This is a genomic window from Psychrobacillus vulpis, from assembly GCF_006861825.1.
GTDB lineage: Bacteria > Bacillota > Bacilli > Bacillales_A > Planococcaceae > Psychrobacillus > Psychrobacillus vulpis.
The window spans coordinates 1-13619 of record NZ_VDGI01000012.1 but is presented as its reverse complement, the minus strand read 5'-3'; the positions used below and the strand labels follow the sequence as shown (position 1 = coordinate 13619).

Below are 13619 nucleotides of genomic sequence, written 5' to 3'. Positions count from 1 at the left end.
ATAGAAGGACTCACATTGTCGAAAGGAGATGATATAATGCGCTATGAGTCTTTTTATCCTTTCTCTCAAACTGGTGGTAGTGGCTTTTTTAATTTTACAGGTGCACCTCAAATGCCAATGTCTCCCCCAGCAGGAGATTTTTTTGGCAATCCAGGTAACTTTTCACCCCCTACACAACCTAGTAATCCAGGAGGAGGTTTTTTCGGAAATCTAAGTAACTTAACTGCTCAAATGCAACCAAATAGACCTGGAGGAAATTTTTTAGGTAACCTTGGTAATATTGCTTCTCGTATGCAAGGAAATAACCCATTAGGAGGAATGGCACAAGGAGCCCCTACTGGGAGTAAAGCAATGTCTTATTTACAAACTGCTGATAAATTTCTAAATACTGCCCAACAAATTACACCAATGGTAAGGCAATATGCACCTATGCTTCAAAACGTTCCAGCACTTTGGAAGCTCTATAGAGGTTTTCAATCCGCACCAAATGCAACTACGGCTGCCTCTTCTGCAGGAGCCGCAGCAAATACCGCTGCTAGTGCATCTACAGCTTCAAGAGCAGCTGCTTCCGCTGTTTCCACCGGAGCTTCCCTTCCTCGGATATTCCAGCCACCATTTTAAAGTTTTGTATTCATGTATGCGCTCCGTTATAATATGAGTATGCTCGTATTGAAAGGAGTTATAGAAATGATTGTACAAAAAATTTCGCCAAGGGGTTATTGTTATGGAGTAGTAGATGCAATGGTTATTGCACGAAATGCTGCATTAGACACATCTCTTCCTCGGCCAATATATATTTTAGGTATGATTGTCCATAACAAGCATGTAACAGACGCATTTGAACAAGATGGTATTATAACTTTAGATGGTGAAAACCGTTTAGATATTTTGTCAAAAGTCGATCAAGGAACTGTTATTTTTACAGCGCATGGCGTATCTCCTGAAGTGAAAGAACTTGCACGTAAAAGAGGATTAGTTTCCATCGATGCGACTTGCCCAGATGTAACTGTTACACATGATCTTATTAAAGAAAAGACAGCTGAAGGCTACGATATTATATATATTGGGAAAAAGGGTCATCCAGAGCCAGAAGGCGCTATTGGTGTTGCACCTACAAAAGTTCATCTCGTTCAGACTTTAGCGGATGTTGAAAACTTAACGATTGAGACAGATAAGCTTCTTGTAACAAACCAGACTACGATGTCTCAATGGGATGTTGTACATCTTATGGAAAAGTTAGAAGAAAAGTTTCCTCATATTGAAGTGCATAAAGAGATTTGTTTAGCTACACAAGTCCGACAGGAAGCTGTTGCTGAACAAGCAGGAGAAGCAGAGCTATTAATAGTTGTTGGAGATCCAATGAGTAATAACTCTAATAGATTGACGCAAGTCTCAGAGGAAATAGCAGGCACTCCTTCTTATCGTATAGGTGACATATCCGAGATCAAACTAGAATGGTTAGACAATATTAACCATGTAGCGGTGACTGCTGGAGCATCTACGCCAACTCCAATCGTAAAAGAAGTTATTCAGTTTTTAGAACAATACGATCCGAATGATCCGTCTACACATGATACAGCTAAAAAAGTATTGCCAGAAAAAATTCTTCCAAAGATAAAAGTACCAAAACCTGTCATTCGCATAGAACCGTACGAGGTAAATGAGTAAAAAGAAGAACCTAAATGCCAAGTTAATCTTAGCATTTAGGTTTTTTCAGTTAAGAGAAATTTTACTATATAAGCTGGAAAGGCTCTGTTGAAAACTTGGAAGGTATGAAGGAGCAAGTAATTTTATGACTTTCGCATACTTTATTCATATAATCTGCCACTCCAGCTTTCATAATTTGTTCAATATGATGCCCTGGATCAATTACTGCCAGATCAATTGCTTCAGCATCTTGTGCAATATGGAAATATAAATCACCTGTTATAAATACATCTGCACCCGCTCTTTTAGCAATGTGGATGTACTTATTTCCATCTCCCCCTAAAACTGCTACCTTTTGAACTTTTCTATCCAAATCCCCTACAACACGCACAAACGGAACATTTAACTGGCTCTTTACGGTTTGAGCATAATCGGCAAGTGTTATAGAATTTGATAATTCCCCAATTCTTCCAAGTCCTTTTTCATTTACTTCAGTATCTAGCAGGTACAAGTCATAAGCGGGTTCTTCATATGGATGATTTGTAAGTAATGCTTTTAATACACGATTTTTTATCGATTGTGGAAATACAACTTCCACTTTATCTTCATCTACAATGGAAAGCTCATTAGCTTTACCGATATATGGGGTAGCACTCTCTAAAGGCTTGAAACGCCCCTCTCCATGGGAAGTAAAACTGCAACTTGTATAATCTCCAATTTTACCAGCACCTGAATTAGCTAAAGCGGTTCTAATTTGTTCTGTTGCTTCTTTAGGAGTAAACACTGAAAGCTTCATCAATTTTTCTGCAGAAGTTTGTTCTAAAATTTTTACATCTTTTAATTGTAATGCATTTGCGAGTAAATCATTAACTCCACCGGTAGCTATATCTAAATTTGTATGAGCAGCATATACGGCTATATTATGCTTAATCAGCTTCTCGATTAATCTTCCTTGTGGTATATCTGTACGCATATTCTTTAGCCCTCTAAAAATTGGAGGATGATGTGCAATAATTAATTCACATTGCTGTTCGATTGCTTCCTCCACTATTTTAAGGTTTACATCTAAAGTTACAAGGACTTTAGAGATAGTCTTATTTAGTGTTCCTATTTGAAGGCCAACTGGATCTCCATCCACAGCTAATGACTTAGGAGCCCACTTCTCAAAAAGTTCTATGAGCTGTTGTCCATTTGCAAGTTTCATGATGTTATTGACTCCTTAACTAATGAAATTTTATCCATAAGCTCTTCTTTTTTCTGTCGAACTTCTTCAGTTAAAGTCGTTTTTTCAAGCTGATCTAAAATCCGCTGCCATTCACTTACTTCGTTTGACCATTTTTTCATGAAAGCGTCTGACTTATCTTTCATCAATATAGGACCTAATAAAGCTTCCTTATTTGTAAGATTCATTTTTCCCCGTTTTAATACGAGTATTTCATAAATTTTATCTTGCTCTTCCAGAATCGCTTCATTCACTATATTCCAGTTTTCTTTCATTGCCCATTCACGAATCGCCTTAGCGTGAATATTCGGTTGAAGAATTAAACAATCTACTGAAGCTAATTTATTTTTACCTGTTTCTAGAATGGAAGAGATTAATGGGCCCCCCATACCAGCAATGGTTATTGTTTGTACAGCATCAATTTCTTTTATAACTTCTAATCCATTTCCTAATCGGACATCGATAATATTGGATAATCCTTCTTGTGCTACTTGATTTTTAGCTGACTCAAAAGGTCCTTTTACTACTTCTCCAGCAATTGCTTTTGTTATTTTTCCAGTATGAACTAGATAACACGGTAAGTATGCATGGTCACTTCCGATATCGGCAAGTACAGTATTTTTTTCAACATAAAAAGCTACCTTTTTTAATCGTTCTGATAAATTTTTTGCATTCAATATAAACACCTCTTCAATCCATTATAACAAAAAGTAAAAAAGACCTCGATTCTTTTATAGAATCTGAGGCCTTTTTAAAATATTATTATTCACCTAAAGATTTAACCCATGCCGCCATAGCGTCAAGATTTTCTTCTGGAACTAGTCCAGCAGGCATTGCACCTTTACCATTAGCTAAAACATCTTTAATCTCATCTTCAGATAATTTTGTAGCTACTAGAGAAGGGAATGCACCTTGTCCTTCATAACTGTTACCATGACAACCGATACATTTTCCTTGAGCAAGAGCTTCCGGATCAAAGTTACCAGCTGCTGCTTCCTCGCCACCTTCAGCAGCACCTTCTTCGCCTTCAGCATGTTCTGAAGCAATTTCTTCTTTGTTACTTACACCTTCAACAGATAAGAAGAAAATAAGACCGATACCAAATGCCATAATTAAGATAAATGGAATAATTGGATTCTTTTTCATTGTTAACCCTCCCTCTTGATACATTCATTCTAACATAGAATTAGTCAACACTAATATTGTACTGCATTCTAACAAAAACGAAAAGTACTAAAGAGGAAGTTTTCTTTCTTTGTGACATTTTAGACATAATTAAAATCTAGCAACCAATATGTCTCGCAATTACCATACGTTGAACTTCAGATGTACCTTCTCCTATTTCGAGTAGTTTCGCATCTCTCATATAACGTTCCACTTCGTATTCTTTCATATAACCATAACCACCGTGAATTTGAACTGCTTGATCTGCCACTTCCATCGCTATCTCGGAAGCATATAATTTACACATAGATGCCTCTTTACCAAACGCTCTCCCTTGGTCTTTCAACCACGCTGCTTTATGCACCATATTTCGTGCTAATTCTATTTTCATAGCCATATCTGCTAGTTTGAATTGAGTGACTTGAAACTCAGAAAGAGATTTCCCAAATTGTTTACGCTCTTTTGAATAGCGTAGTGCTCTATCAAAAGCTGCTTGTGCAATTCCAACAGCCATTGCACCTATTCCAATTCTACCTCCATCCAGAGTTACAAGAAATTGTCTAAATCCATTTCCACGTGTACCGAGCAAGTTTTCTTGTGGTACTCGAACATTTTCTAATACTAATTCAGTAGTATTAGAAGCGTTTAACCCCATTTTTTCATAATTATCAATAACTGAGAAACCTTCTGCATCTGTTGGGACAATAATCGCAGAAATCTCTTTATTTCCATCTTTAATGTCAGTAATTGCTGTTAAAGCTAAATGTTTTGCGTAGCTTGCATTTGTGATAAATGCTTTATTGCCATTAATCACGAAATCATTACCGTCTTCTTTCGCTGTAGTTTGTGTTCCTCCAGCATCAGATCCAGCATTTGGTTCTGTTAATCCAAATGCTCCAAACGATTCCCCTGTACATATAGGAACTAAATACTTTTGTTTTTGCTCCTCTGTTCCAAATAAACTGATTGGAGCCCCCCCTAAAGAAATATGTGCAGAGTAAGTTATACCAGTCGAAGCACAAGCACGACTTAATTCTTCCGTAACAATTGCAAAGCTGACTGTATCAGCCCCCGCACCTTCATACTCCTCTGAAAACGGTAAGCCCATCATCCCCATGTCAGCTAACTGTTTAAAGATTTCTTTTGGAAACGCTTTCGTTTTATCTCGCTCAATTGCACCAGGAGCGACTACTTCATCCGCAAATTCACGAATTGTTTTACGGATCATTTGCTGTTCTTGTGTTAAATCAAAGTTCATTTCTTCCATCCCCTTTGTAAATAAAAACGCTTACATTATTATTATAGCGAATTTATGCAAAAATCACAGTTTAAAATAAAAAATAGCTCTCTAAACATAAAATCGAAATAAATAAAATAATATTAATGCAATTCCTATAATGCCCGAAATACTGAAATAAACAAGTTTTAAGAGCAATCCCGAAAATAGCCATATTAGACAGTTACTTATGATTAATCCAATTAAAACGGAAGGATAATCAGCAAAATAGACGTCCCAAATTTTGAAGGAAGCACCTAAAAGTAAAAGTGCTGAACAAATGAGCAAAAACGGTGTCATAACTGATTTGTTTTTTGCTGATTTGAAAGCTATGAATAACAGTCCAAGTACAGTAATACCAGCTAATAGAATCGGAATAAAAGCAAGTGTTGTCATAAATACTAAAGACGCCAATATTACAGAAGTAGTAACGCCTAACATAATATATAAAACTCTTTTATTCCATTTTTCTTTTGCTAGCACTGCTTTAGATGAATTGTCTTTCTCTTCTATTTCTGAACTCTCTCCTTGAGCATAAAGTGCCGTTAAAAAATCACAATAATGTTCAGGTAGAAGCTTACTCTTTTTCCAAAACGCTATTTCATTTAATATTATTTGCTTTCGATGAAGTGACATTATTCGTCCTCATTTCATGTAACCATTGACAATAGTATATCATTTTTGAGACATAGAAAAAAAGACATCCTTTACACAAGGATGTCTCAGACTGTTGACAAATGCTTTCATTCTTCGTTGCTTGCACATCGTTGTAAGCTCATGAACTTTAGTTCTATTCGCTTCCGCCTCGTGCTAGCGCGCCTCGACTGACAAGCGTTTTCAAGTCAGTCTGAAGTTATACCTTCGTATCTTTTGGTCTACAACATGAGACATCATTTACTCAAGGATGTCTGTTTATTATTCTAAGAAGTCTTTCAAACGTTTACTTCTAGATGGATGACGAAGTTTGCGTAATGCTTTTGCTTCGATTTGTCGAATACGTTCACGCGTAACACCAAACACTTTACCTACTTCTTCCAGTGTTCTTGTACGCCCATCATCTAATCCAAAACGTAAGCGTAGAACATTCTCTTCTCTATCTGTTAACGTATCCAATACATCTTCTAATTGTTCTTTTAATAATTCATAAGCTGCATGGTCCGATGGAGATTGTGCATCCGCATCTTCGATAAAATCCCCTAAATGCGAATCATCTTCTTCTCCAATTGGTGTTTCTAAAGAAACTGGCTCTTGTGCAATTTTTAAGATCTCACGTACTTTTTCTGCTGGTAGATCCATTTCTTCTCCAATTTCTTCTGGGGATGGTTCGCGACCTAAGTCTTGAAGTAATTGGCGTTGGACTCTTATCAATTTATTGATTGTTTCCACCATATGCACTGGAATTCGAATCGTTCTTGCTTGGTCTGCAATTGCACGAGTGATAGCTTGTCTAATCCACCATGTAGCGTAAGTACTGAACTTGAAACCTTTACGGTGATCAAATTTTTCTACGGCTTTGATTAGACCCATATTACCTTCTTGTATTAAATCTAAAAATAACATGCCACGCCCAACATAACGTTTTGCAATACTTACAACTAATCGAAGGTTCGCTTCTGCTAGACGTTTTCTAGCTTCCTCGTCACCTTGCTCAATTCTTTCAGCTAGAGCAATTTCTTCCGACGCTTTTAAAAGATCTACTCGTCCTATTTCCTTTAAATACATACGAACTGGATCATTGATTTTTACACCTGGAGGAACACTTAAATCGTTTAAATCGAATGTTTCTTCTTCTTTGCCTTTCATCAATCGATCCAAATCTTCTTCATCGCCATCTTTTCGGTTTAACTCAATTTCTTTTCCTTCTAAATGATCAATAAACTCTTCAATCTGATCAGCTTCTAGTTCAAAATGAGATAATTTCTCTGCAATATCTTGATAAGTTAGCTCACCATTTTTTTTACCTAGTTCGATTAATTGTTTTTTTGCTTCTTCTAATGACATTTCAATTTCAGTTTCTTTTGTACGTTCAGACTTGTCCGCCATAAGAATTCCTCCTTTTACTACCGGATTATCTCTCAAAAGTAGCTAATGATATTTTTAATTGAATAGCTTCTTGAGCAAGTTTTGTCGCTTTTGCAATGTCAGCCATTTTTTCTGCTTCTTTTGCCTCATGTAACTTTTGCTCGATTTGTTGCTCCACCCGGTATTTTCTAATATGGCGCAAACAGTCCATGACTTCCTCTGTTTCATGGTCTGGATCACGTTCTGAGAGCGCTGCTTCCATAACTATTTTTCTAAGTTCAGCATCATTTAGTAACTCTAAAAATCGTTGATAATCTCCATCTGGGTAATCTTCATAATATCCTGATAGTCGAACATACGCTGCTTCGTATACATCTCTTATGAAGCACTGATCTCCAGAATTTCTTCGTGCAATATCGATTACTTGCGGATTGTGAAGCATATGGGAAAGTAAGATTCTTTCAGACACTTCATCAGCTGATAGTGTTCTTGTCTTTTTTTTCTTCTCATTACTAACTTGTAAAGGAATAGTTTGTTCATTCTTGGATTGCTTTGCTATGTTACCTTGAATTTTTCGCAGATGCTGATAAATGGCTTCCTCTGAAACATTTGTTTCTTGAGAAAGTTGTCGAATATACAAATCGCGCTCTACGGAAGAATTTCTCTCACTCAGTATTTCCAATATTTCTTGAATATACTGCAAAGTATCATTTTCGTTATTAAAGTTCTTGTCTCTTTTAGAAACAATCATCATAAACGATAGGAAAGAATGCGGTTTTTCGATAATTTTAGTTCGAAATGCATCTTCTCCAAAGTTTTTTATATAATCATCTGGATCCATAGCATCTGGGATGATAGCTACTTCCGTTTGAATATTTTGAGCTTGTAAGGATGTTGCTGCTCTTTTGGCAGCTTCCATGCCGGCTTTATCCCCGTCATAACAAAGCGTAACATTAGATGTTAATCTGTTGAGCTTTGTAATATGTTGAGACGTCAAAGCCGTCCCCATTGTTGCAACGCCATTAGTAATACCTGCCTTAGAAGCTGCTATCACATCTAAAAAGCCTTCAAAAACGACTACATTCCTTTGCTTTCTAATATCTAGACGAGCTTTATCTAAGTTGTAAAGTACTTGGCTCTTTTGAAAGATAGGAGATTCTGGACTATTTAAGTATTTTGCTTCATTTTCGTTTTTTGTAAGGATTCTTCCTGAGAAAGCGATTACGTTGCCACTTTCATCAGATACAGGAAACATGATTCTTTCTCGAAATCGATCAAAATACTTTAGTTCGTTTTCTTTGCGGATAATGAGCCCAGTTTTCTCAATTTCCTGTAAATCCATACCTTTTCTCTCTAATAAAGTGGTAAGGGCATCCCAATTTGGAAGTGACCAGCCAATTTTGTACTTTTCGATGAGTTCTTTCGAAAACCCTCTTTCCTCTAAATAATTTAATGCATTTTCCCCTTCCTCAGTATGAAGCAGCAAATGATGAAAGTACTCACAAGCAAATTCATGTGCTTTCCTCATGATGGATACTTCTTTTGAGATAGGTGTTTTTGCTTCTGAACTATTGGAGGAACTTTCTTCTATCGTCAAACCTATTCTGCTACCAAGTTTACTAACTGCATCTTGGAAGGAAAGATTTTCGATATCCATTAAAAATGTTATTACATTTCCACCAGCACCACATCCAAAGCAATGAAATATCTGCTTTTCTTGTGTTACTGAAAAAGACGGTGTTTGTTCTCCATGAAAAGGACATAAACCAAAATAGTTTCTACCTCGTTTTGTTAGTTGAACATATTCGCTAATTACATCGACAATATCATTGCTATTTCTAACTTGTTCGATAATCTCTTCTTCTATACGATTTGTCATTATTTCACCATCTTTACTTGCTAATTAATTTAATTCGAGAGAATCAATAAAATTCCTGCAAGAATCGACAAAATAATTCATAAAAAAATTACATGTTATTATATTCTTTTTTCCACAAATAATAATTATAGGACATTTTATCTTATTAATCTATACTTATTCGATAGACAATACAAAAAAACCTTTTCACAAACGTGAATCGGTTCTTTAAAAACAAAAAAAATATGCCAAAACAATAGAAATCTTACAAAAGTGGTTGTATTGACCGAAAAATTGCTTCTTCTTAAATCATCAACTGCTTTATCAACCTTGCCACCTGCGATTTCTAATAATTATTTTTGTTGAATATGATTGATAACGACGTTTGCTGTTTCTTCTACAGCTCTGTTCGTTACATCAATAACTCTGCAACCAATTTTTTGAACTATTTTCTCAAAATGTTTAATTTCCTCATTTATACGATCTATTCTTGCATAACTTGCATCATCATTTAAACCGATTGCTATTAATCTCTCTTTACGAATAGAGTTTAGCTTTTCAGGAGTTATGACAAGTCCAAAGCATTTAGACGGATCTACTAAAAAAAGCTCCTCTGGTGGCTCAACTTCTGGAACGAGCGGTACATTTGCCACTTTATATCTTTTATGGGCTAAGTACTGGGATAATGGGGTTTTAGAAGTTCTAGATACACCTATAAGGACGATATCTGCCTGTAACAAGCCCCTTGGATCTCGTCCGTCATCATACTTAACTGCAAATTCTATAGCTTCTATTTTCTTAAAATAATCTTCATCCAACTTTCGAACTAATCCAGGTTCTTCAAATGGTTTTTCTCCAAGATTAGTTTCGAGTAAGTTAATAACTGGACCGATTAAATCTACCGACTCTAGTCCATACATTTTACAATATGCTATTAAAGCATCTCGCATATCCGTCTGTACAAGTGTATATAAAATGATTGCATTTTGTTCTTTTGCAAGTTCAGTAATTTCCTTAATATGATCTAAAGAATCAATATGTGTAAATCTTTTCAACTTAGTATGTTGCAGACCAGGTCTAAATTGACTTATTGCCGCTTTCGCTACTAGTTCACCAGTTTCTCCAATAGAATCAGAGACAATAAATAGGTTAAGCATTTTCATAGTTTTCCCCCTCACAGGTCATGGTCATCGGCTAATGATAGGAAAGCACGTGTAATATTTGTTTTCGTAATTCTTCCAACTACCTCTAAACCATCTTTTCTTTCTTTTACAACTGGTAATGAATCAATTTGTCTACTCATCAATTTATTTGCTACATCAATAATCGTGTCTTCTTTCAAACAATACGTAATGTTAGGCATTCTTGTCATAATCATATGTACCGGAATTTTATTTAAATCTTGGTTTCCAATACTTGTTCGAAGAAAATCTTTCCTGGATAAAACACCTGATAATAAAGATTTTTTATCAACTACAAACAAAGAACCAACATCCTCTAAAAACATATGGCATATTGCATCATAAACGGTCATGCTTTCCTCGACAACTACTGGTATAGATTGAAAATCTTTTACTAGCATTTGAGCAATATTGTCAGAAATAGCTTGACTCGTTTTCTTTCCTGAATAGAAATATCCAACTCGCGGGCGGGCATCAAGAAAGCCAGCCATTGTTAAAATTGCAAGATCCGGTCTAAGTGTCGATCTTGTTAAATGAAGTCGTTCTGCGATTTGTTCCCCTGTAATAGGGCCGTTTCCTTTTACAATGTCCAGAATTTCGACTTGTCGTTTGTTGAGTTCGATTGGACTCACCGCCTCAAAATGTTATACAATACTAAATTATTATATACGATATTGTACATTATTGCGAAGTAAACACGCTCGTGTTACAATGTCCATAAATAATAAAGCGTTGAAGAGCATTATAAGTACTGTAAAAAACCAGCGAGTGGTAATAGTGAGAGGCCACAATACAGGAAAAAGGCAGCTCGGAGCTTATGCTTTTAAAGAGGATTGTAGCGCATACAATCAATCGGGGTGGAACCGCGGGTATAAAACTCGTCCCCGGGCTAATTTAGCCCGGAGACGAGTTTTTTTGTTGTCTGCCCTTTCTAATAAAGCATTTCAAATTCAATTGGAGGTATTTATATGTCAATATCAATGGAAAACGTTGTTAGTTTAGCTAAGCATAGAGGATTTGTTTTCCCTGGATCTGAAATTTATGGCGGTCTAGCTAACACATGGGATTATGGTCCCCTAGGTGTAGAGTTAAAAAACAACATTAAAAAAGCATGGTGGAAAAAATTTGTTCAAGAATCTCCTTATAATGTGGGATTAGACGCTGCCATCTTAATGAATCCTAAAACTTGGGTTGCATCTGGTCATATTGGAAACTTTAATGATCCAATGGTAGACTGCAAAAAATGTAAAGCGCGTCATCGCGTTGACAAAATTATTGAAGATGCACTTGAAAAAAAGGGCATTGAAATGGTTGTGGATGGTCTTTCCTTCGAAAAAATGGAAGAGATCATGAAAGAACATAACATTGTATGCCCAACTTGTGGAGAATTTGATTACACAGAGATTCGTCAGTTCAACTTAATGTTCAAAACATTCCAAGGTGTAACAGAATCTTCTACAAACGAAATTTTCTTACGACCTGAAACTGCACAAGGTATCTTTGTAAATTACAAAAATGTCCAACGTTCTATGCGTAAAAAAATGCCATTTGGTATTGCTCAAGTAGGTAAAAGTTTCCGTAACGAAATTACTCCAGGTAACTTCACATTCCGTACTAGAGAATTCGAACAAATGGAACTAGAGTTTTTCTGTAAACCTGGTGAAGATATGGAATGGTTTGCATTCTGGCGTAATTATTGTAAACAATGGCTATTAAACTTAGGTGTTTCAGAAGATAGTATTCGTTTACGCGATCACTCAGATGATGAGCTTTCTCACTACTCTAATGCAACGACTGATATTGAATATAAATTCCCATTTGGTTGGGGCGAACTTTGGGGTATTGCAGACAGAACAGACTTTGACTTAAAACAACATATGGAGCACTCTGGTGAAGATTTCAACTATATCGATCCTGTATCCAACGAAAGATATGTTCCTTATTGCATCGAGCCATCACTAGGAGCAGACCGAGTAACACTTGCATTCCTTTGTGAAGCATATAGTGAAGAGCAATTAGAAGGTGACGACACTCGTACCGTTCTACGTTTCCACCCTGCTCTAGCTCCTATAAAGGCAGCTATTTTACCGTTATCAAAAAAATTATCTGAAGGCGCAACTTCTTTATTCGCAGATTTAAGTAAACATTTCATGGTAGATTATGACGAGTCGCAATCTATCGGAAAACGTTACCGTCGCCAAGATGAAATTGGTACTCCATTCTGTATCACATACGATTTTGATTCAGAAACGGACGGTCAAGTAACGGTACGTCATCGTGATTCTATGGAGCAAACAAGAATGCCAATCGCTGACGTAAAAGCATACATCGAAAGTCAATTACAATTTTAATTAATATAAATCCAGATCGGCAATTGTCTGATCTGGATTTTTATTTGGTGATTTGTTTAGATAGGCTTGGTTATGTACATGTAGCTTATTTTTATGTTCGGATAAGTTCTAGGTATGCTCGGATAGATCATGTTTATGCTCGCATAGCGTCTAGCTTTGCTCTAACACGAGCTTTATGCTCGGTTGACACTCATTTATGCTCGGATAGATGATGTTTGTGCTCGCATAGCGTCTAGCTTTGCTCTCACACGAGCTTTATACTCGGTTGGCACTCATGTATGCTCGGATAGATCATTTTTTTGCTCGCATAACGTCTAGCTTTGCTCTAAATCGAGCTTTATGCTCGGTTAACACTCATTTATGCTCGGATAGATCATGTTTATGCTCGCACAGCGTCTAGCTTTTCTAAAACGAGCTTTATGCTCGGTTAACAATCATTTATGCTCGGATAGATGATGTTTATGCTCGCACAGCGTCTAGCTTTGCTCTAAAACGAGCTTTATGCTCGGTTAACAATCATTTATGCTCGGATAGGTTATTTTTATGCTCGCATAGGGACTAGCTTTGCTCTAACACCAGCTTTATGCTCGGTTAACACTCATTTATGCTCGGATAGATGATGTTTATGCTCGCACAGCGTCTAGCTTTGCTCTAACACGAGCTTTATGCTCGGTTAATAATCATTTATGCTCGGATAGGTTATTTTTATGCTCGCATAGTGACTAGCTTTGCTCTAACACGAGCTTTATGCTCGGTTGACACTCATTTATGGATTAAGTCCATATAATTGTGTAAAAAGGAAAAGGGTCAAATTAATCCCTCTTGGTTACAATGTTTTCAACGACGATAAACAATGAGGAGAGATTAATAATGACCCAATTAAAGTTTACCCTAGATA

Annotated in this window: 12 protein-coding genes; 3 read left to right on the top strand and 9 right to left on the bottom strand. The window is 36.4% G+C overall.

Going from position 1 to position 13619, the window contains the following annotated elements:
* Positions 1-15 precede the first annotated feature (15 nt).
* A complete protein-coding gene (gene vrrA / locus FG384_RS11360) occupies positions 16-621 on the top strand; it encodes a VrrA/YqfQ family protein (protein WP_142642719.1) in 606 nt (201 codons plus the stop codon).
* A gap of 66 nt (positions 622-687) precedes the next feature.
* On the top strand, positions 688-1668 hold the full coding sequence (locus tag FG384_RS11355) for a 4-hydroxy-3-methylbut-2-enyl diphosphate reductase (protein ID WP_142642718.1): 981 nt from the start codon (positions 688-690) through the stop codon (positions 1666-1668).
* A 64-nt stretch (positions 1669-1732) separates the two neighbouring features.
* Here FG384_RS11355 and FG384_RS11350 read toward each other — a convergent pair whose 3' ends face one another.
* The 9 genes from FG384_RS11350 to ccpN form a co-directional block, all read right to left on the bottom strand.
* Positions 1733-2851 carry a Nif3-like dinuclear metal center hexameric protein gene (locus FG384_RS11350; RefSeq protein WP_142642717.1) on the bottom strand — a complete coding sequence of 373 codons (1119 nt, stop codon included), beginning with the start codon at positions 2849-2851 and terminating at the stop codon, positions 1733-1735.
* Entirely contained in the window at positions 2848-3546 is a 699-nt protein-coding gene (locus FG384_RS11345; RefSeq protein WP_142642716.1) for a tRNA (adenine(22)-N(1))-methyltransferase, read from the bottom strand. The genes FG384_RS11350 and FG384_RS11345 overlap by 4 nt, the downstream gene beginning before the upstream one ends.
* Before the next feature lie 85 nt (positions 3547-3631).
* Positions 3632-4015 (bottom strand): cytochrome c550, encoded by a 384-nt coding sequence (cccA, locus tag FG384_RS11340; RefSeq protein WP_142642715.1) that lies wholly within the window; start codon positions 4013-4015, stop codon positions 3632-3634.
* Between the two features lie 136 nt (positions 4016-4151).
* Positions 4152-5291, bottom strand: coding sequence for an acyl-CoA dehydrogenase family protein (locus tag FG384_RS11335; RefSeq protein ID WP_142642714.1), 1140 nt, complete (start codon positions 5289-5291; stop codon positions 4152-4154).
* A 90-nt stretch (positions 5292-5381) separates the two neighbouring features.
* Positions 5382-5945 carry a hypothetical protein gene (locus tag FG384_RS11330; protein ID WP_142642713.1) on the bottom strand — a complete coding sequence of 188 codons (564 nt, stop codon included), beginning with the start codon at positions 5943-5945 and terminating at the stop codon, positions 5382-5384.
* 279 nt (positions 5946-6224) lie between these two features.
* Positions 6225-7352 (bottom strand): RNA polymerase sigma factor RpoD, encoded by a 1128-nt coding sequence (rpoD, locus tag FG384_RS11325; protein WP_142642712.1) that lies wholly within the window; start codon positions 7350-7352, stop codon positions 6225-6227.
* A gap of 25 nt (positions 7353-7377) precedes the next feature.
* The gene (gene dnaG / locus FG384_RS11320; protein WP_142642711.1) at positions 7378-9210 is read right to left on the bottom strand and encodes a DNA primase; all 1833 of its coding nucleotides are present in this window, start codon (positions 9208-9210) and stop codon (positions 7378-7380) included.
* A 332-nt stretch (positions 9211-9542) separates the two neighbouring features.
* Positions 9543-10352, bottom strand: a complete 810-nt coding sequence (locus tag FG384_RS11315) for a pyruvate, water dikinase regulatory protein (RefSeq protein ID WP_142642710.1) — start codon at positions 10350-10352, stop codon at positions 9543-9545.
* An 11-nt stretch (positions 10353-10363) separates the two neighbouring features.
* Positions 10364-11002, bottom strand: coding sequence for a transcriptional regulator CcpN (gene ccpN, locus FG384_RS11310; protein ID WP_150136655.1), 639 nt, complete (start codon positions 11000-11002; stop codon positions 10364-10366).
* 336 nt (positions 11003-11338) lie between these two features.
* On the opposite strand from ccpN, the gene FG384_RS11305 reads away from it, so the two are divergent.
* Positions 11339-12721, top strand: coding sequence for a glycine--tRNA ligase (locus tag FG384_RS11305; protein ID WP_142642709.1), 1383 nt, complete (start codon positions 11339-11341; stop codon positions 12719-12721).
* Positions 12722-13619 lie beyond the last annotated feature (898 nt).